Genomic DNA, 19,735 nt, shown 5'->3' with positions numbered 1-19,735 from the left:
GCGAGACGGCCTGAACGGACGTATCCGGGAGACTGCGACGAACCCGCTCGTCGGCGAACCTTGCGATATGGTGACAACTCATAAATACTTCACTGGTCAATTAGTTTCAATGACCGAGACGGTTCGCGTGTTGCACGTCGACGACGACCCCGCGTTCGTCGACCTGACGGCGACGCACCTGGAGCGACGCGGCGGATTCGAGGTCGTCACCGAGACGGATCCGTCCGCGGTGCTCGACCGTCTGGCGGACGCAAATGCAGGGAAGAACGAAGTGAGAACCGAACCGGGGGGCCGCGCGGCGGCCGTCGACTGCGTCGTCAGCGACTACGAGATGGGAGAGACGACGGGAATCGACCTTCTCAGACGCGTCCGGGAGCACTACGAGGAACTGCCGTTCGTCCTCCTGACCAGTCGAGGGAGCGAGGAGGTGGCCAGCGAGGCCATCTCGGCGGGCGTCACCGACTACATCCAAAAGCGGACGCGCGGAGAGCAGTACGAACTTCTCGCGAACCGCATCCGCAACGCCGTCGAGCACTACCGGACCGAGCGGCGACTCCGCGAGAGCGAGGCGCTGTACCGCACCGTCGTCGAACGGACGCACGACGCCATCTACATTTATCAGGGAGACCGATTCCGGTTCGTCAACCGCCGGGTCCGAGAACTGACCGGCTACGAGGAGTCCGAACTGCGCGAAAGAGCGGTCTGGGACCTCCTCCATCCGGACGACGAGGCGCGGGTCCGCCGCATCGCCGAGCGACGGACGAGCGACGACGGGGAGGCGCCCTCGCGCTACACGGCGCGGGTCGTCCGAAAGAACGGAGAGACGGTGCGGTGCACGTTCGACGTACAGCGGATCCGATACGAGGGCGAACCGGCGACGCTCGGCACCGTCCGCGAGATGAGCGACGAAGAGCGCGCCGAAGAGCGGTTTCAGGCGCTCATCGAACGCTCGACGGACCTCGTGACGACCGTCGACCGGGAGGGAATCGTTCGCTATCAGAGCCCGTCGAGCGAACGGATTCTGGGGATCGAACCGGAGGACGTCGTCGGGAAAAACGTTCGCTCGTTCGTCCACCCCGCAGACGAGACGCGGGTGCGAGCGACGTTCGAGCGACTCCACGAGTCGACGGGGTCGACCGTCGAGACGATGCGCTTTCGCGCCCGGCACGCGGACGGGTCGTGGGTGTGGCTGGAGTCGGTCGCGCGCGCGGACCCCGTCGAGAGTATCGACGGCGTCGTCGTCAACTCGCGCGACGTGACCGAGCGTCTGGAGTACGAACAGCGACTCCGCCGGTACGAGAGCCTCGTGGAGAGCGTCAGACAGGGGGCGTGCATCGTCGGAACGGACCGCCGCTTCTCGTTCGTCAACCGCGTCATCGAGTCGTGGACGGACATGCCCGCCGAGGAGTTCGTCGGCCGTCCCGCCTCCGCCCTCCGCGACGCCGACGTTCTCGACGACGAGGGGTTCAGGCGAGTCTCGGCGAGCATCGACCGAATCCTCGGTGGAGAGCGAGAGCACGAACGACACCGCCTCCCGGCGAACCTCCCCTCCGACGTCGAGCACATCGAAGTCGACCTCTCGCCGCTTCACGAACGACTGTCGGACGATTTCGAGGGAGCGGGAACGGCGGCGGAGACGGAGTCGATTCGGGGCGTCGTCGTAGTCGTGACGGATGTGACGGCGCAGGCGCGGTATCAAGAACGGCTGAGCGCCCTCCACAGCGCGAGCCGGGAGCTGACGGCGGCGAGGACGTACGACGACGTGGCGCGGGTGGTGAGCGACGCCGCGGAGAACATCCTCGGCTACCCGCTGGCCGGCGCCGCGTTCTACGACGAGGACCGCGACGCTCTCGTCACCCGAGCGCTGTCGGACGCGGCCGCGGAGACGATCGAGAAACGGGAGGTGCCGCGCGGCGAGGGCATCGCCTGGCGGGTGTTCGAGAGCGGCGAGGCGGAGGTGTTCGACGACGTGAGCGCGGACCCCGACGCGCTGAACGCCGAGACGCAGGTGCGGAGCGAGGTCATCTTCCCCATCGGCGAGGAGGGTGTCCTGATGGCCGGGTCGTGGGAACCCGACGACCTGGACGATTCGCGCGTCTCGCTCACCCGTTTGCTCGCGTCGAACGCGGACGCCGCGCTCGAACGCGTCCAGCGCGAACAACTGCTCCGACGCCGAGAGCGCGAGTTGGAGTACCAGAACGAGCAGCTCGAACAGGTCGCGAGCGTCGTGAGCCACGACCTGCGGAACCCCCTGAATCTCGCGTCGGGGCAGGTGGAGCTGTTACGGGCGAATCACGCCGCCGGCGGCGACGACGCGGTGGCGGAGCGACTGACGCGAATCGGGGAGGCCCACCGGCGGATGCGCCGCATCATCGAGGACATGCTCGACCTCGCGCGGAACGGCCAACCGGTCGAGGAACTCGAGACGGTCCTCCTCGGGAGCGTCGTGCGGGCCGCCTGGGAGACGGCGACGGCCGGGAACGACGCGACGCTGGAGACGCCCGACGGACTCGGGACCATCGAGGCGCACGAAGGGCGCGTGAGACAGCTATTCGAGAACCTGTTTCGGAACTCGGTCGAGCACGGCGCCACGAGCAGCCGGAACGGGTCCGGTGACGCCGTCACGGTCCGCGTCGGCCGCCTGACCGACGGCGGGTTCTTCGTCGAAGACGACGGCGACGGCATCCCCGAGGCGGACAGAGAAGACGTGTTCGACCCCGGAGTCTCGACGAATCCCGACGGGACGGGGCTCGGTCTCGGCATCGTCCGCACTATCGCTCACGCGCACGGGTGGAACGTGACCGTCGGGGAGAGCGAGAGCGGCGGCGCGCGTTTCGAGATTCAGACCGACGGCGACGAACGCGGTGGGCCGATGGACCGAGAGCGGTCGCTCGGAAGGCAGCGGTCGGAGAGACAGTAAAGTGGCCCGGCGGGGTGGAAACCGCCGTCCACCAACCCATGTTCGCTCCTGGCAGACCGAGAACGGGACTGGATTCCGAGGAGCGATCGAGACAACGCCCCGTCGGGCCATAGTTACTCGGCTGTTAGCCGGCGGTAGGTCGGGGTTAGCCGGACGAAACGGACTCTGAACGGGACGGAAGGGACGAGAGGCAAGTCGAGTCGACATCATCGAAGCGACGGACGGACGCGTGACCGCGTACCACGCGAACTACCTCGCAGTCGGGCGGCCCGAGTGAATCGCTCAAAAGAGTAAATCGCCCGTTAAGTAATGTTCACGTTCGAATATAATCTTCCAAAAGAGATATTCCCTACTAAGTAGAACAGTCGAGCGTGTCAGACGATTCGACCCGACGTCGGTTCGTCGACGACGCCGTCGCGGCCCGCCGTGCGGGCCCGTCCGACCGTCTCGGGGGAGACGCGGACGACGGCGTCGGTACGTCGGGAAAGACGGGGGGAACAGGGGGAGAGACGGCGGCACCGACCGGTGTCGGTAGCGGCGCGACGGCGGACGAGCGAAAGCGCCCGCGGCGCGGTGGGCGACTCGCGAGTCCGTCCGGCGCGAGCGACTCCGGGGGACGCTAGTGGTCGCGCGCGCGGCGTGGACCGCGGTCGTAGCCGCTCTCGTCGTCCTCTCGGGCGTCGCCGCGCCGGTCGTCTCGGCGCTCGACGGAACCGAGGCGGACGCGACGACTGGGACGGAGACGGAGACTGAAACGGCGGTTGCGACGCCGACCGACGGGGAAGCGGAGACGACCATCGAAACGTCGGCGGCGACAGCGACAGAGCAACCGCGGACCGAGAGCGCCGCGCGAGACGCCGAGAGGGACGCGGCGGGCCGGGCGAAAGTCGACCCCGAACTGCTCGTTCGGAGCGGGAGCGACGACGACGGCGGCGCTTCCGCCGTCTCCGCGCAGGGTTTCGAGACCGAGGCGTCCAGCGAAGACGCGACCGAGTACGCCGTCGTCGTCGAACTCGACCCGGGCCGGGTCGGAGCGGGACAGGATGCGGTCCTGCGAGTACTCGGCCGCGACGCCGCGACGCACGGCCGGTACGTCGGCGCGACGGCGACGCGCGAGGAAATACTGGCCTTGGCAGCCGAACCATCCGTCTCGTACGTCAGGGAACCGGCGCGGCCCGTCTCGTTCGCGGGAAGCGACGGGACGACGGAGGCGGTCCAGACGGCGCGACTGGAGTCGCTGCACGCCCGCGGCTACGGCGGCGAGAACGTCACCGTCGCCGTCATCGACGTCGACCAGTTCGACCTCGACAACCCGGCGCTCGCGGACCGAGTCGTCGCCTCGAAGGACTTCACCGGGAACGGACTCGACGGAACCAGCGAGGACGGCGAGCACGGAACGGCGACGGCCGAACTCGTTGCCGAGACGGCGCCGAACGCGTCGCTCGTGCTCGTGCGCATCAACACGGACTGGGACTTCTATCAAGCGGTCGATTGGTTGGAGACCGAGACGGACGCCGACGTGGTATCGATGTCGCTCGGGTGGTACAACCTCGGCCCACTCGACGGCACCTCCGAGATGGACCGCGTGATAGACGCCAGCGCGGCGAACGGCACCTCGTGGGTCGTCTCGGCCGGTAACTCAGCCGGCGGACACCACTGGGGCGGGACGTGGAACGACACCGACGGCGACGGTCTGATGAACTTCGAGGACGGGAGCGAATCCATAGTCGTCGACGGGTCGGGGTCCGGTCGGATGTGGGCGCAGTGGAACGACTGGGAGAACAAGACGGAAAACTACGACGTCTGTCTCTACACCGAGTCGGACGTGCAGAACGCGACGCCCACGAAGTGTTCGAACCGGACAAATCACCCCACCGAGACGTTCTCGCTCTCCACGACTGGAACGCGGTACCTGACCATCGAGCGAGTGAACGCCACCCGGTCCGTCCGGTTCGACGTGTTCCTCGGCGGGGCGACGTTCCGGAACGGCGGCGTCGACACCGGGAGTCTGTCGAATCCCGCGACGAACCCGAACGTCGTCACCGTCGGCGCCTACGACCAGGAGACCGGCGAACTGGAGCCGTACTCCTCGCGGGGGCCGACCGTCGACGGGCGACTCAAACCGGACGTCGTCGCGGCCGACAACGTGCGGTCGAGCGTGTACGGGAACTTCCGCGGCACGTCGGCGTCGGCGCCGCACGCCGCCGGCGTCCTCGCGACGCTCCTAGACGCGAACCGTCGGCTCACGCCCGCGCAACTGAAAGCGAACCTGACGGCGCACGCCCGCCCCGTCGGGGACGGCCCGGACAACGAGACGGGCTACGGGAAGGTGGACGCCGCCGCGGCCGTCGCCGGCCTCGGAGCGTACGACCTGCCGCCCGACGGCCGCCTGACGTACGACGGGGACTATCGACTGGACACCGGCGGGAACGCGGCCCCCTCGTCGCTCGTCGTCGACGCCGCGAACGTCGCCGTCGACGGCGAGGGCCGCACGTTCGCCGCCGGCGAGGACGGCGCGGCGTTCGCCACCACCGCGAACGTGACGAACCTCTCCGTCCGCGACCTGACGGTGACCGACGGAGCCGTCGGCGTCGCGGCGACGGACCTCCGGACGCTCGAACTGACGAACGTCACCGCGACGGCCGACGCGGCGCTGTCGGTGTCGAACGTCTCCGCGGTGACGCTGACGGACGTCTCGCCCGCCGACGCGCCGTCGTTCGACCTCGCGGGGGAGAACGTCGGCCTCTCTCTGGCGGGCGCAGATGCGCGCGCGCCGCCGAACCGCGGTCGACTGTCGGCCGCGCCGAACCTGACGCTCGCGTCGGCGAACGCGACGGTGACGCTGCGGTACGACGAGTCGCACGCGAACGAGTCCACCGTCGTCGTCTGGACGGACGCGAACGGGACGTGGACCGAGACGAACGCGAGCGTCGACACGGCCGCGAACGCGGCGACGTTCACCGCGTCGGCGAACGGCACCTACGGCGTCTACGCCGTCGGCTATCCCGCGGCCGACGCGCCGGACGCCGTCTCGATGGCGGCGGACGTGGATGACACCGCAACGGCCGACGCGAACGTGACGAACGTCGGCCGCGGGAACCTCACCGTCGTCTCCGCGAACCTCTCGGGACCGGAGGCGGGCCAGTTCTCGCTGGTGGACGCGCCCGACAACGAAACCGTGCGTCCGCGCGCGACGCTCGGCGTTCAGGTGCGCTACGCGCCGAACGAGTCCGGCGACCACGCGGCGACGCTGACCGTGCGAACGGCCGACGCCGGGTCGCTGAACGTCAGCCTCGACGGGACCGCGTCGGCGCCGGACCCCGAACCCACCCCCGAGAGCGGCTCGGACGAGTCCGAGGACTCCGACGGTTCAGCGGGCGGGAGCGGGGGCGGCGGTGGGGGCGGAGCGCCCGCACCGGCACCCGCACCCGCGACGCCAACGCCCACACCCGTCCCGACGCCGACGCCGACTCCCACGCCCGCGCCGAACGCGACGGAGACGCCGACACCGAACCCGGCGCCGGGAACGCAGACGCCGAACGAGGCGGTGCCGCACGCGGGCGAACCGGGTACGAGCAACGGTTCCGGAGCGGTGACGACCGAGTCGGCGACGGCAGTCTCGACGGCCGAACGAGGCGAAGCGGCCGAAACGAAGACGCCGGCCGCGGTCACCGGAACGGGCGTCCCCGGATTCTCTCCGGTGACCGCCGCCGTCGCGCTGGCGGCGGCCGCGGCGCTGCTCGCGAGGCGGGACTGAGACGCCGGCGGACGGGTCGAACTACTGGCCCCCGCCGAGGAGACCGACGACCCACCGGACGACTTCCGAGGTGACGAACAGCCCCCCTTCCGAGCGCGAGAGTCGACGCCCCGTCCAGAGCGCCGCGACCAGACCGGCGGAAACGACGAGCAACCACGCGACGCTCGACCGGACGCCCCCGCTCAGCGCCAGCGGTCGAATCGCGGCCGCGAGCCCCATGATGCCGAGGAAGTTGAAGATGTTCGAGCCGACGATGTTACCGATGCTGACGCCGAGTCGACCGCTCCGAATCGCCACCAGCGAGACGGCGAACTCGGGCGTCGAAGTGCCGGCCGCGACGATGGTGCCGCCGATGACCCACTCGGAGATGCCGGCGCCGCGAGCGAGCGACGAGGCGGCGCCCACCATCAGGTCGCCGCTGACGAGGACGACGGCCAACCCGCCGACGAGGGCGGCGACGTCCCGCGCGCGAAAGTGCGTCTCCTCCTCGGCGTGCGCGTCGACGGCGGCGGAATCGGGGTCGGGGTCGGGGTCGGTGCCGTCCTCGCTCTCGTTTTCGTTCTCGAATTCGGCACCCGCGCCGCTCCGGAGCAGAAACCCGGTGTACGCCGCGAAGAGTCCGAGGAGGACGACTCCTTCGAGTCGGGTCACCGTCAGGTCGAAGACGGCGTAGGCGCCGACGACGCTGCTGGCGAGGAGCGCGACCCCGTCGCGGCGGACCAGCGAGCGTTCGATGGGCACGACGCGGAGCATCGAGACCACGCCGAGGACGAACGCCAAGTTGTAGATGTTCGAGCCGACGATGTTGCCGACGGCGATGTCGCCGAGTCCTTTGAGCGCCGCGTCGGACGTGACCACCAGCTCCGGCGCGGACGTCCCCGCAGCGACGACGGTCAGCCCGATAGTCAGCTCCGAGAGGCCGATTCGGCGGGCCAACCGAACGACCGAGTCCACGAGCAGGCGGGCGCCAATCCACAGACCGACGACTGTCGCGACGACGATTCCGACCTGTACCGCCGATTCGCTTCCGATCATCTGTCTGAGGGTGAACCGCGTCTCGCCCCGCGGAACGCTCGGCCGCGCCGTGGCGCATCTCGTCTGGTTCGCTCGTCGGTTCTGCCCGGACGCCAATCAATCGGACGGTCGAATCACGTCCGTTCGTCGAGCGCGAGCGGCGCCGAACAACAGGACGAGGCGTACGTCTCGTGCCCGCGGACCAGTTTGCAGTCGCGGTAGCGGCGGGCGACCACCTGCCCGCAGTCGGTGCACGAGAGAACGTACGCCGCGTCGGCGAACCGCCGGACGCGGACCGGGGCGTCGACGGCCGACGCGCGGCGCTCGAACCGGTCGCCGTGGTCCGTCGTTCCGAACCGCTGGAACTGCTCGACGTGCACTAACTCGTGTCTGAGCGTCGCCGTCCACTCGGTCCGGGAGAACGACTCGAAGGCGGCCCACGTGAGCGAGACGGTGCACGTCGGTACCCTGCCGTTCCACGACCGGGGGGTGCCGACGGTCGCATCCTCCACCGCCGGTCGCTTGACCGCCGCGGCGCGGCGCTTCGCCCGCGTCGACACCTCCCACTCGACGCGCGAGAGGTCGACCTCGAAGCCGAACGCCTCGGCGGCGCGTCCGCAGTAGGCGGCCGACCACGCGACGAGTTCGCGGTGCGTCGTCACCGACTCGAACGAGTCCGGTCGGTCGGACGCGCCCCATCCGTCCCTCGCGGCCTCGCTCGCGTGACGCTCGGAGTTCGAATCCACCGTCCGCTCGTTCGAGCGAGGCGCCAAATCCGTTTGGGTCGGGCCGGCGTTCGCTCGGTCGTCGTCCGTTCCTCCTCCTGCCGGTCCCCGCACGCGTCGCCGGAGACCGTCCATTGATAACCACCGGCACTACATCGCACCCATGAACGTCTCACAGGAGCGACTGCGCGAGGACATCGAAGCGACCGCCGAGTTCGGACGCATCGAGAGCGAAGAAGGCCGCGGCCGGACCGTCCTGACGGGAACGGAGGCGAACCGAGAGGCGCGCGACCTGTTCGTATCGCGCCTCGAAGACGCTGATTTGGAGGTTCGAGTGGACCGCGTGGGCAACATCGTCGGGCGGTGGACGCCCGAATCGGCCGACGCCGACGCGGCGCCGGTCGCCGCGGGCAGCCACCTCGACTCGGTGCCCGAGGGCGGCATCTTCGACGGTCCGCTGGGAACGTACGCCGCACTCGAATCCGTGCGCGCGATGCAGGAGGCGGGCACCGAACTCGCTCGCCCCGTCGAGGTGGTCTGTTTCACCGAGGAGGAGGGCCAGCGCTTCGCGGGTGGGATGCTCGGGTCGTCCGTCTCGGCGGGCGCACTCCCTGTCGAGGACGCCCTCGCCCTCACCGACGACGAGGGCACCACACTCGAATCGGCGCTCGCGTCGATAGGCTACGACGGCGAGGGCGTCGTGGACGCGAGCGCGTGGGACTCGTGGCTCGAACTCCACATCGAGCAGGGTACTCGCCTCGAAGACGCCGGGATTCCGGTCGGCGTCGTCACGGACGTGACGGGCATCTTCCACTGCGACGTCGAGGTGATCGGCGAGGCGAACCACGCCGGCACGACGCCGATGCCGGAGCGAACGGACGCGATGGCGGCCGCGAGCGAACTCGTTCTCGACGTGGAGTCGGAGGCCCGAGAAATCGTCGAGACGGAGAGCGAGTCGGCGGTCGGGACGGTCGGAAAGCTGAACGTCTCCCCGAACGCGCCGAACGTCATCGCCGGGAAAGTGGACCTGACCGTCGACATCCGCGACGTGGAGGCGGCCTCGATAGACCGAATCACCGACCGGGTGAAGGAGACGCTGGAGCGACTCGAAGCCGAACGCGGCGTCGAGACGACGTTCGAGGTCGACCTCGACGTGGCGCCGACCCCCCTCGCCGAACGGTGCCAGGAAGCGATCCACGCGGGCGCCGGCGACTTCGACCTCGAATCGACCGACCTCATCTCCGGCGCGGCGCACGACACGATGCACGTCGCGGACGCCACCGACGCCGCGATGCTGTTCTCACCCTCCGAGGACGGCATCTCGCACAACCCCCGCGAGTGGACCGACTGGGACGACTGCGCCGACGCGACGCGGGCGCTCGCCGGCGGGATTCGTCGGTTGGCGAACGAGTGAGCGGGGCCGCGAATCGCGCGCTTCGAACCGCCGCCCGCTCACGGGCCGGGGTAGGCGCGAGCAGCGACGAGTGGAGGCGAGAGAGCGCGACGACCGGACGGCGGGGGCGGTAGCGGCGGCGGCGACGGAGGGTGAGCGGGGGGATGGGGGGTGCGGGGGGAAGGAGGGAGAGAGGGAGTTTTACCCTCGCGAGACCACGAGAACGTATGCACGCGCGAACCAAACTCCTCCTCGGCGGCGTCGGCGCGGCGCTCTCGGCGTGGGTCGGATGGGGCGTCTACAGCGCCCGGTCGGCCGAGCGCGTCCCGTACGAGACGCTCGGCTCCCTCAACGGTGGACGCGTCGAACTGCGGCGCTACCCGCGGACGCTCCTCGCGGAGACGACGGCGCGGGACGAGGAGACGGCGTTCCGCCGACTGTTCGACTACATCTCGGGCGCCAACGAGGGGTCAGAGAGCGTCGAGATGACCGCGCCGGTTCGCACCGACGAGGACCCCAAGCGCGGGGAGGGGAGGCGAAACGGCGAGTCGGCGTCGACGGCGGCCGCCCGCGTCGAGGGCAATGCGGACGAGTCGAACGGATCGAACGTGTCGATGACCGCCCCCGTCCGCACCGACGAGGCCGACGACGGCGTCAGGATGGCGTTCTTCCTCCCCGCAGAGTACACGCAGGAGACGGCGCCGACGCCGACGGACCCCGACGTCCGACTCGTCGTCGAAGGGCCGCGGACGGTAGCCGTGACGTCGTTCTCGTGGCGAGCGACGGACCGGCGTGTGGCGAGCGCCGAGGATTCGCTTCGCGCGACGCTCGAACGCGAGGGTATCGAACCGCGCGGCGAACCGACGCTCCTGCGGTACAACGACCCGTACACGCCGCCGTTCATGCGGCGCAACGAGGTGGCCGCCGCAGTAGACGTCGACGGAAACCCCGACGGGTCGTAGAACCCGAACAGTTATTTTAGGCCGTCCTAAATCAAGAGGCGACGCCCCCGGCGACCCCCGCGAATCGCCCTCCGCACGGCGAATCGGCCCCAGTGGCGACGCTCGGCGTCGAGTCGTACATCGCTCCGTCGTTCCACGAGGGACCGCACCGCCTTAGTTTTTAGGTCCACCTAAAACTCGGTGCTTTTACGTATGTTTAGGTCAGCCTAAAACTGCATGCAGTCACAGAGCACCCTCGTTTGGACGCGCCGTGCGACCGGTTCGAACGCCTCCGGAAGTGATGCGCCGTGACGTACGAGAACGCCGGCAACGGCGCCATCCTCTCCCAGCAGACGGACCGCGAGTCGAACGCCCGAACGTACCCCCGCCACCTCCCCTTCGCCATCCGCGAGGCGCGCGGATTCACCGTCGTCGACATGGACGGCGACGAGTACTACGACTGCCTCGCGGGCGCCGGAACGCTCGCCCTCGGGCACAACCACCCTCGCGTGGTCGACGCGATGGAACGCGTCCTGGATGCGGGCCGACCGCTCCACACGCTCGACATCTCCACTCCCGCGAAGGAGCGGTTCGTGGACTCGCTGTTCGAGAGTCTTCCCGACGAGTTCGCCTCGCGGGCGAAGGTGCAGTTCTGTAGCCCCGCCGGCACCGACGCCGTCGAGGCGGCGCTGAAACTCGTCCGGACGGCAACCGGAAACAGGAGCATCCTCGGTTTCGGCGGCGCCTACCACGGAATGACCAGCGGCGCGCTCTCGCTGATGGGCGACACGGAGGCCAAGGAGCCGATAGGCGGCCTGCCGGGGCACGTCCACCACCTTCCCTACCCGTACGACTACCGCCCCCCGTTCGGCGTCGGCGGCGAGGAGGGGCACCGACTCGCCGGCGAGTACGCGGAGAACCTCCTCGCCGACCCCGGGAGCGGCGTCACGGAACCCGCGGGGATGATTCTCGAACCCGTGCAGGGCGAGGGCGGGGCGATTCCGGCTCCGAACGAGTGGCTCCGCGAGATGCGGGAAATCACGCGCGAGCACGACGTGCCGCTGATTCTGGACGAGATACAGACCGGTCTGGGTCGGACGGGCGAGACGTACGCCTTCGAGCACGCGGGAATCACGCCCGACGTGGTGACGCTCTCGAAGGCGGTCGGCGGCGGCCTCCCCCTCGCCGTCGTCGTCTACGACGAGTCGCTGGACGCGTGGGAACCGGGCGCCCACGCGGGCACGTTCCGCGGCAACCAACTGGCGATGGCGGCCGGCGAGGCGACCATCGACTACGTGTTGGAGCACGACTTGGCCGACAGGGCCGCCGAGGCGGGCGAACGCCTGCGCGAGAGCCTCGACGCGACGGCCGAGAAGTTCGACGCCGTCGGCGACGTGCGCGGCCGCGGCCTGATGCTCGGCGTGGAGTTCGTGGACCCGGACGGCGACTGGCGCGGCCCCGGACCCCACCCCCCGGACGGCGACCTCGCGTCGGCCGTCCGCGCGGCGTGTTTCGACCGCGGACTCGTCGTCGAACTCGGCGGGCGCGAGAGTGCGACGGCGCGGTTCCTCCCGCCGCTGACCGTCTCGGACGACGAGTTGGACGACGTGGCGTCGATATTCGACGAGGCCGTCGCGGCCGCCGTCGAGGAGGAGGCGAAGACGGGGGTGACGGCATGAACGGAGAGGACCTCTTCCTCGGCTCCGAGTCGGGCGACGCGGCCTACCGGGAGTCGATGCGGCGGGCGACCGACGCCGTCCTCGACAGTCTCGCGGACGGCGAACAGCCCTACAGCGGCGAGTCTCCCGCTGCGCTCCGCGACCTGTTCGAGGAACCGGTACTTCCCGAGGAGGGCGCCGGCCTCGACGCGGCGATAGACGAAGCGGCCGAGCGAGTGCTCCCCCACTCGGTGGCCACCTCGGACCCGCGCTGTGCGGCGCACCTGCAGTGCCCGCCGATGGTTCCGGGGCTGGCCGCCGAGGCGATGCTGACGGCGGCGAACCAGTCGCTGGACTCGTTCGACCAGGCGCCCGCCGCGACGGTGCTCGAAGGGCGACTGGTCGACGCCCTCTGCGACCTGTTCGACCTGCCCGACGGCGCCGACGGCGTGTTCACCAGCGGCGGGACGCAGTCGAACTTCCAAGCCCTGCTGCTCGCGCGCGACCGATACTGCGGGCGCCGGTTCGACCGGGACGTGCAGGCCGAAGGCCTCCCGCCGGAGGCGGAGTCGCTGCGCATCCTCTGCTCGGCGGAGGCGCACTTCACCGCCGCGCAGGCCGCCCACCACCTCGGACTCGGCGAGGACGCCGTCGTCTCGGTGCCGACCGACGAGGCGTACCGGATGGACGTCGACGCCCTCGACGCGACGCTCGAACGACTCGACGCGCGCGAGGAGCGCCCGTTCGCGCTCGTCGGGACGGCGGGGACGACGGACTTCGGGAGCGTCGACCCGCTCTCCGAACTCGCCGAGAGGGCCGACGCCCGCGACCTGTGGTTCCACGTCGACGCCGCCTACGGCGGCGCGGTGGCGCTGAGCGACGAGCACGCCCACCTGCTCGACGGCGTCGGCCGGGCCGACTCCGTCGCCGTCGACTTCCACAAACTGTTCTACCAGCCCGTCAGCTGCGGCGCGCTGCTGCTCGGCGACGGCGACGACTTCGGGTGGATGGCGCGCAACGCCGCTTACCTCAACCCCGAGGACCACGACGAGGCGGGCGTCCCGAACCTCGTCGCCAAGTCGGTCCAGACCACCCGGCGGTTCGACGCGCTGAAGCCGTACGTCGCCTTCCGCGCCCTCGGGCGCGAAGGGATGGCGGCCCTCGTGGACGAGACGCTCGAACTCGCCGACGACGCCGCGTCACTCGTCGAGTCGGCCGACGACTTCGAACTCGTTCGCGAACCGACGCTGAACGCCGTCGTCTTCCGCTACCGTCCCCGAGCGGAGATGAGCGAGGAGGGAGTGAGCCGACTGAACGCCGCGGTTCGTCGGCGACTACTGGACGACGGCCGGGCCGTCGTCGCCCGGACCGAAGTGGACGACGTGACGAGCCTGAAGTTCACGCTGTTGAATCCGACGGCGACGCCGGACGACGTGGGCGCGATGCTCGACGTAATCCGCGACTGCGGCGACGAACTCGCCGCCGAACGCGGGGTGGTCGCGTGAGCCTCGGCGTCGAACGCGAGACGGGCGCCGTCGACGCCGCCGAACGCGCCGACGACGCGACGGTTCACGCGTTCCTGAACTGCTACCTGCGAGAGACGGGCGCGTACGAGGTGCTCGACGGAGAAGACGCCGCCGTCGCCGGGGTCGAACCCGGTCCCGGCGGCCTCCTCCGAGCGACGCTCCCCGCGCAGGGAATCGACCTGTTGGCGCCGCTCTCGTACCGCTCGCCGACCGAGCGGCACCTATTCGAGACGCCGGTTCGCTACCGTCTGCCGGGGGGAGACGCGCACCCCGCCGACGCCGCGACGCTCGCCTCGCTGGTGGTCAAAGACCTCTCGCTGTCGCGCGAGGGCGACGCCGTGCCGGACGAACTGCTGGCGCGGGTCCTCGGAAGCAAACGGGCGGTCGAGTCGTTCGTCGCGGCACGCGCGGGCGACGAGGAGCGACTCTACGGCGAGAGCGTGACGTTCCGGGACGCGGAGCAGGCCCTCGTCTTCGGTCACCACCGGCACCCGACGCCGAAGAGCCGCGAGGGAATCTCGGAGCGAAATCGGGGGACGTACGCGCCGGAACTGCGCGGGTCGTTCCCGCTGGAGTACGTCCGCGCCGACCCCGACCTCGTTACTTCGGACTCGGCGCTGGACCGGGACGCGGCGTCGTGGGTGAAGGAGGTGCTCCGGGCGGACCCCGAAGTTTCCGAGTCGTTCGTCGCGAAGCACGTCGAGAGCGACGACGTACTCCTGCCGGTCCACCCCTGGCAGGCCGACTATCTGCTCGACCGCCCGCACGTTCGAGCACACCTCGGCGACGGACTCGAACACCTCGGTGCGGTCGGCCGGACGTTTTACCCGAGCACCTCCGTGCGGACGCTGTACAGCCCCGACGCGCCGTTCATGGTCAAATCCTCCATGAACGTCGCCATCACGAACTCCGTGCGGACGAACAAGCGCGCCGAACTCGAACGCGGCGTCGCCGTCGCGGAACTCCTGGCGACCGAGTTCGGCGACGAACTGGCGTCCGAGTTCCCCGACTTCGACGTCGTCCGCGACCCGGCGTACCTCGCCTTAGACGTCGGGGAGGGACCCGAATCCGGGCTGGAGACCATCCTGCGCGCGAACCCCTTCCGCGGCGAGACGGGCGAGCGCTCGACGCCCGTCGTCTCGCTGTGTCAGGACGCCATCCGGGGGAAATCACGACTGGGTCGCCTCGTCTCGTCCATCGCGGAGCGAGAGGGTCGGCGCGAGGCGGCCGTGAGCGAGGAGTGGTTCCGGCGCTACCTCGAAGTCGGCATTCGGCCCATCCTGTGGCTCTACCTCGAAGGCGGCGTCGGCGTCGAGGCGCACCAGCAGAACTCGGTGCTCACCCTCGACGACGAGGGCTACCCGAGCGAGTTCCGCTACCGCGACAATCAGGGCTTTTACTTCCCCGAGTCGCGGTACGACGCCGTCGACGCCTACCTCCCCGGCGTCGGGGAGCGGGCGGACACGGTCTGCCCGGACGCCGTCGCCGACGAGCGACTCCGCTACTACGTCGTGCTGAACAACGCCTTCGACGTGGTGAACGCGTTCGGAACCGCCGGACTCGTCGACGAGCGCCGCCTCCTGGGACTCCTGTACGACGAACTCGAACGCGCCCGCGAGCGCTACGACCACCCCGACTCCGACTTTCTCGACCCCCTTCTGGAGTCGCCGACGGTGCCCTGCAAGGGGAACCTCCTCACCCGCTTCCGCGGGCTGGACGAACTGGAGAACGAACTCGAAGAACAGTCCGTCTACGCGGACGTGACCAACCCGCTCGTCACCGAACTCGACCGATGAACGGAACGAACGAGACGCCCGAGACCGAAGAGTACCGGCCCGGCTACGACAGCGACGACGGCTATCGGCGATACGACCCGGAGATAGACAGGACGATTTCGCTTCGTCCGGCGACGCTCGAACGCGACGCGGCGCGACTGCACGCGTGGCTCGGGTCCGACCACGTGAAGCCGTACTGGCAGTTGGACCTTCCTCCCACCGAGTTCCGCGAGCGACTGGCCGAGAAGCTCTCGGACGACCATCTGACGCCCTACGTCGGCTGTCTGGACCACGTCCCGATGAGCTACTGGGAGTGCTATCGGGCGGCCGACGACGACGTCGCAAACCACTACGACGCCGACCCCGCTGACAGGGGAGTGCACCTGCTCGTCGGCCCCGAGGAGTACCTCGGGCACGGCTACGCGCGCCCGTTGCTGCGCGCCGTCGTCGCCATGCAGTTCGAGCGCTCGAACGCCGAACGCGTGATAGCCGAACCGGACGCGCGGAACGACCGCGCGATTCGCGTCTTCGAGCGCTGCGGGTTCGAGTCGGAGGGGGAGTTCCGCTTCGAGGAGGCCGGGAAGGACGCCGTGCTGTTGGTCTGCGAGCGGGAGCGATTCGAGGCGGAGGTGCTCGAGGGCGATGGGGCCGACGGGCCGGCGCGCCCGACGGAGGTGCGTCGATGACGGCCGAAGACGACGGAGCGGGGAGCGAGCGAACGGAGACGCGCGACGTGGTCGGAGTCGGCGTCGGCCCGTTCAACCTCGGACTCGCGGCCCTCCTAGAGGGTTCCGACGCGGACGTCGACGCCGTCTTCCTCGAACGCGACGCCGAGTTCCACTGGCACGAGGGGATGCTCCTCGACGGCACGACGCTGGAGGTGCCCTTTCTCGCGGACCTCGTGACGCTGGCGGACCCGACGAACCCCTACAGCTACCTCAACTACCTGCGGGAGACCGGGCGAATTTACGAGTTCTACTTCTACGAGACGTTCCAGATTCCCCGCCGCGAGTACGACGACTACCTGCGCTGGGTCGTCGACGAATTCGACGCGTGCCGGTTCAGCCGGGAGGTGACGGACGTACGCTGGGACGGCGAGAGGGAGGAGTACGTCGTCGTCGCTCGACACGCCGAGACGGGCGAACGGTTCGAGTACCGCGGCGAGAACGTGGCGCTCGGCGTCGGGTCGCGGCCGCAGATTCCCGAGCAACTGCGGGGGCACTCGGGGGAGGACGTGTTCCACACGGCGAGGTACCGCCACAACCGCGAGCGCGCGCTGTCCGCCGAGTCGATAACCGTCGTCGGGTCGGGACAGAGCGCCGCGGAGGTGTTCTACGACCTGCTGAAGCGGCAATCCGAGCACGGCTACCGGCTCGACTGGCTCACCCGCTCGGACGGGTTCTTCCCGATGGAGTACTCGAAACTCGGCCTCCAGCACTTCACTCCGGAGTACGAGCGGTACGTCTACGACCTCCCCCAAGCGGTCAAAGACGACCTGATTCCGAACCAGGACCTGCTGTATAAGGGGGTCGACCCGGAGACGAGCGCCGACATCTACGACCTGCTGTACCGGCGGTCCATCGGCGACAGAGAGCCCGACGTCGGCCTGTTCGCGATGACCGAAGCTCGGGATATCGAGCCCGTCGGCGACGCCTACGCGTTGGACTGCCGGCAGTGGCAGACCGACGAGTCGTTCGTCCACGAGAGCGAGGTAGTCGTCTGCGGCACCGGCTACGAGCGGCCGACGCCGGGCTTTCTCGAACCGTTGGAGGAGGAGATATCGTGGGACGAGCGAGGGCGGTTCGAGGTGACCGAAGACCACCGGCTCGAAATCGACCTGCCGGGCGAGGTGTTCCTGCAGAACGCCGAACTCCACACGCACGGCGTCGGCGTCCCGGACCTCGGTCTGGGCTGCTACCGGAACACGAAGTTCGTCAACCGACTGGCGGGTCGAGAGGTGTACCCCGAAGACGTCGACACCGTGTATCAGGACTTCTCGCTCGACCGGTTCGTCGAGCACGCACCGGGCGCTTCCCGAACGGAGAGCGAACCGACCGCGGCGACGAGAGACGACTGACGACCGAAGACTATCATCATGAATCCGAACGACACTATCCGAGACGACGCACTGGACGCGGACGTGTGGGAGACGGTCGAGCGCCGACTCCTCGCGAAGATGCTCGAAGAGTTCGCCTACGAGGAAATCGTCGACCCCGAACGGGTCGAAACGGGTGCGGGAAGCGACCGAGAGGCCGGTTCCGCGTCCGACGGCGGCACCTACCGCTTCGAACTCGGCGACGCGGCCTACCGCTTCCGCGCCGAGGAGCGACTGATGGAGAGCCTGTCCGTCGACGGCGACAGCGTGGAGCGACGCGCGACCGACGGGACGACCGCCGGAAGCGGCGGGGACGAGGGGTGGAACGACCTCGGCGACCCGCTCACCCTGCTCCGCGACGTCGGCGAATCGACCGAACTCGAGGGCCTGACGGAGGGGAACCTCGTGCGGGAGTACAAGCGGACGCTCCTCGCGGACGCGCACGTCGAAGCGAGAGCGCGGCGACGGACGGACGACGGCGGGGAGTTTGACCCGCTCGACCTCGGCTACGCCGAACTGGAGGGAGAGATGGACGGCCATCCGTGGCTCACGTACAACAAGGGCCGCCTCGGGTGGGGATACGACGACTACCGCGAGTACGCCCCCGAGACCAAAAACCCGGTCACGCTGTCGTGGGTCGCCATCAGCAGGGAGAAGGCGACGTTCGTCTCGACGGACGAACTCGACCACGACTCGCTCGTGAAGGGGGAACTCGGCGACCGCTACGGGACGTTCCGCGAGCGGTTGGAATCGGAGGGTCTGGACCCCGACGACTACTACTTCCTCCCGGTGCACGACTGGCAGTGGGAGCACAGCGTCGTCCCCCTGTTTCCGGACGACATCGCCCGCGACGACATCGTTCCACTGGGCGAGGGACCGGACGAGTACCTCCCCCAGCAGTCGGTGCGGACGTTCGTCAACGTCGATTCGGAGGCGAAACACCACGTGAAAGTGCCGATGCGAATCCTGAACACGCTCGTCTGGCGCGGGTTGCCCGGCGAGCGAACGGAACTCGCGCCGACGGTGACGGAGTACGTCAAGGGAATCCGCGAGAACGACGAGTTCCTGCGGGAGGAAGGACTGATTCTCCCCGGCGAGGTTGCCGGTCTGAACTACGACCATGACGACTTCACCGACATCGACGGGTCGCCGTATCAGTACCACGAACTGCTCGGCACGGTGTGGCGGGAGCCGATATACGAGTTCTTAGAGGACGAAGAGCGGGCGGTGACGCTGTCGTCGCTGATGCACGTCGACGGCGAGGGCGTCCCCTACGTTTCGCGGCTGATCGAGGCGTCGGGGCTCACCGCCGACGAGTGGCTCTCTGAGTTCTTCGAGACCGTACTCCCGCCGCTCCTGCACTACCTCTACCGCTACGGGACGGTGTTCTCGCCGCACGGGCAGAACACCATCCTCGTCGTCGAGGACGGCGTTCCATCCAGACTCGCGGTCAAGGACTTCGTCGACGACGTGAACGTGAGCGACAGACCGCTCCCCGAGTTGGAGGCGCTCCCCGACGAGGTGCACGAGGTGCTCCGGAAGGAACCGCCGGAGGGGTTGTGTCAGTTCGTCTTCTCGGGGCTGTTCGTCTGCGTCCTCCGGTACGTCGCGGACGTACTCGAACGGCACGAAGACTACGCCGAAGAGCGGTTCTGGACCCACGCCAGGGAGGCGGTTTTGGCCTACCAAGCCGAGTTCCCGGAACTGGAGGACAGATTCGAACTGTTCGACCTGCTCCGACCGGAGTTCACGAAACTCGCGCTGAATCGAAACCGCATCTTCGAGTACGGCTACGACGACGCGCCGGGGCGCCCGCACGCCGCCGAGCACGGAACGGTGCGGAACCCGCTGCACGCCGTCGCCGAGGACGATGCCGATGACGCGGCACGACCGCACGCGGCCGACGATTAGGTCGAAAGTGGGGGCCGCAC

At 69.2% G+C, this 19,735-nt stretch carries 13 protein-coding genes; 11 read left to right on the top strand and 2 right to left on the bottom strand.

Translation table 11 applies throughout. The annotated features are described in order from the left end of the window. Positions 1-109: 109 nt before the first annotated feature. The 3 genes from NDI76_RS17195 (at position 110) to NDI76_RS17185 (ending at position 6,677) form a co-directional block, all read left to right on the top strand. A complete protein-coding gene (locus NDI76_RS17195) occupies positions 110-2,920 on the top strand; it encodes a PAS domain S-box protein (protein ID WP_310925375.1) in 2,811 nt (936 codons plus the stop codon). Between the two features lie 371 nt (positions 2,921-3,291). Further along, positions 3,292-3,543: a hypothetical protein gene (locus tag NDI76_RS17190; protein ID WP_310925374.1), complete on the top strand. Its 252-nt coding sequence runs from the start codon at positions 3,292-3,294 to the stop codon at positions 3,541-3,543. Continuing rightward, positions 3,543-6,677: a S8 family serine peptidase gene (locus NDI76_RS17185; RefSeq protein ID WP_310925373.1), complete on the top strand. Its 3,135-nt coding sequence runs from the start codon at positions 3,543-3,545 to the stop codon at positions 6,675-6,677. Before NDI76_RS17190 ends, NDI76_RS17185 begins: the two co-directional genes overlap by 1 nt. Before the next feature lie 21 nt (positions 6,678-6,698). On the opposite strand, the gene NDI76_RS17180 is transcribed toward NDI76_RS17185, so the two are convergent. Continuing rightward, positions 6,699-7,712 (bottom strand): calcium/sodium antiporter, encoded by a 1,014-nt coding sequence (locus tag NDI76_RS17180; protein ID WP_310925372.1) that lies wholly within the window; start codon positions 7,710-7,712, stop codon positions 6,699-6,701. 113 nt (positions 7,713-7,825) lie between these two features. Beyond that, entirely contained in the window at positions 7,826-8,353 is a 528-nt protein-coding gene (locus NDI76_RS17175) for a SprT-like domain-containing protein (RefSeq protein ID WP_310925415.1), read from the bottom strand. Between the two features lie 226 nt (positions 8,354-8,579). On the opposite strand from NDI76_RS17175, the gene NDI76_RS17170 reads away from it, so the two are divergent. The 8 genes from NDI76_RS17170 to NDI76_RS17135 all read left to right on the top strand — a co-directional run bounded on the left by NDI76_RS17170 (position 8,580) and on the right by NDI76_RS17135 (position 19,715). Further along, entirely contained in the window at positions 8,580-9,830 is a 1,251-nt protein-coding gene (locus NDI76_RS17170; RefSeq protein WP_310925371.1) for a Zn-dependent hydrolase, read from the top strand. 206 nt (positions 9,831-10,036) lie between these two features. After that, the gene (locus NDI76_RS17165) at positions 10,037-10,771 is read left to right on the top strand and encodes an SOUL family heme-binding protein (protein WP_310925370.1); all 735 of its coding nucleotides are present in this window, start codon (positions 10,037-10,039) and stop codon (positions 10,769-10,771) included. 287 nt (positions 10,772-11,058) lie between these two features. Then, a complete protein-coding gene (locus tag NDI76_RS17160) occupies positions 11,059-12,429 on the top strand; it encodes a diaminobutyrate--2-oxoglutarate transaminase (protein ID WP_310925369.1) in 1,371 nt (456 codons plus the stop codon). Further along, positions 12,426-13,913, top strand: coding sequence for a pyridoxal phosphate-dependent decarboxylase family protein (locus tag NDI76_RS17155; RefSeq protein ID WP_310925368.1), 1,488 nt, complete (start codon positions 12,426-12,428; stop codon positions 13,911-13,913). The genes NDI76_RS17160 and NDI76_RS17155 overlap by 4 nt, the downstream gene beginning before the upstream one ends. Continuing rightward, positions 13,910-15,730: an IucA/IucC family protein gene (locus NDI76_RS17150; RefSeq protein ID WP_310925367.1), complete on the top strand. Its 1,821-nt coding sequence runs from the start codon at positions 13,910-13,912 to the stop codon at positions 15,728-15,730. Before NDI76_RS17155 ends, NDI76_RS17150 begins: the two co-directional genes overlap by 4 nt. Continuing rightward, positions 15,727-16,395 (top strand): GNAT family N-acetyltransferase, encoded by a 669-nt coding sequence (locus NDI76_RS17145; RefSeq protein WP_310925366.1) that lies wholly within the window; start codon positions 15,727-15,729, stop codon positions 16,393-16,395. Before NDI76_RS17150 ends, NDI76_RS17145 begins: the two co-directional genes overlap by 4 nt. Beyond that, on the top strand, positions 16,392-17,786 hold the full coding sequence (locus tag NDI76_RS17140; RefSeq protein WP_310925365.1) for a lysine N(6)-hydroxylase/L-ornithine N(5)-oxygenase family protein: 1,395 nt from the start codon (positions 16,392-16,394) through the stop codon (positions 17,784-17,786). The genes NDI76_RS17145 and NDI76_RS17140 overlap by 4 nt, the downstream gene beginning before the upstream one ends. A gap of 18 nt (positions 17,787-17,804) precedes the next feature. Continuing rightward, positions 17,805-19,715 (top strand): IucA/IucC family protein, encoded by a 1,911-nt coding sequence (locus tag NDI76_RS17135; RefSeq protein WP_310925364.1) that lies wholly within the window; start codon positions 17,805-17,807, stop codon positions 19,713-19,715. The last annotated feature ends 20 nt before the right edge of the window (positions 19,716-19,735 follow it).

Source organism: Halogeometricum sp. S1BR25-6, assembly GCF_031624495.1.
GTDB classification, from domain to species: Archaea; Halobacteriota; Halobacteria; order Halobacteriales; family Haloferacaceae; genus Halogeometricum; species Halogeometricum salsisoli.
This window is presented reverse-complemented; position numbering and strand designations above follow the sequence as displayed.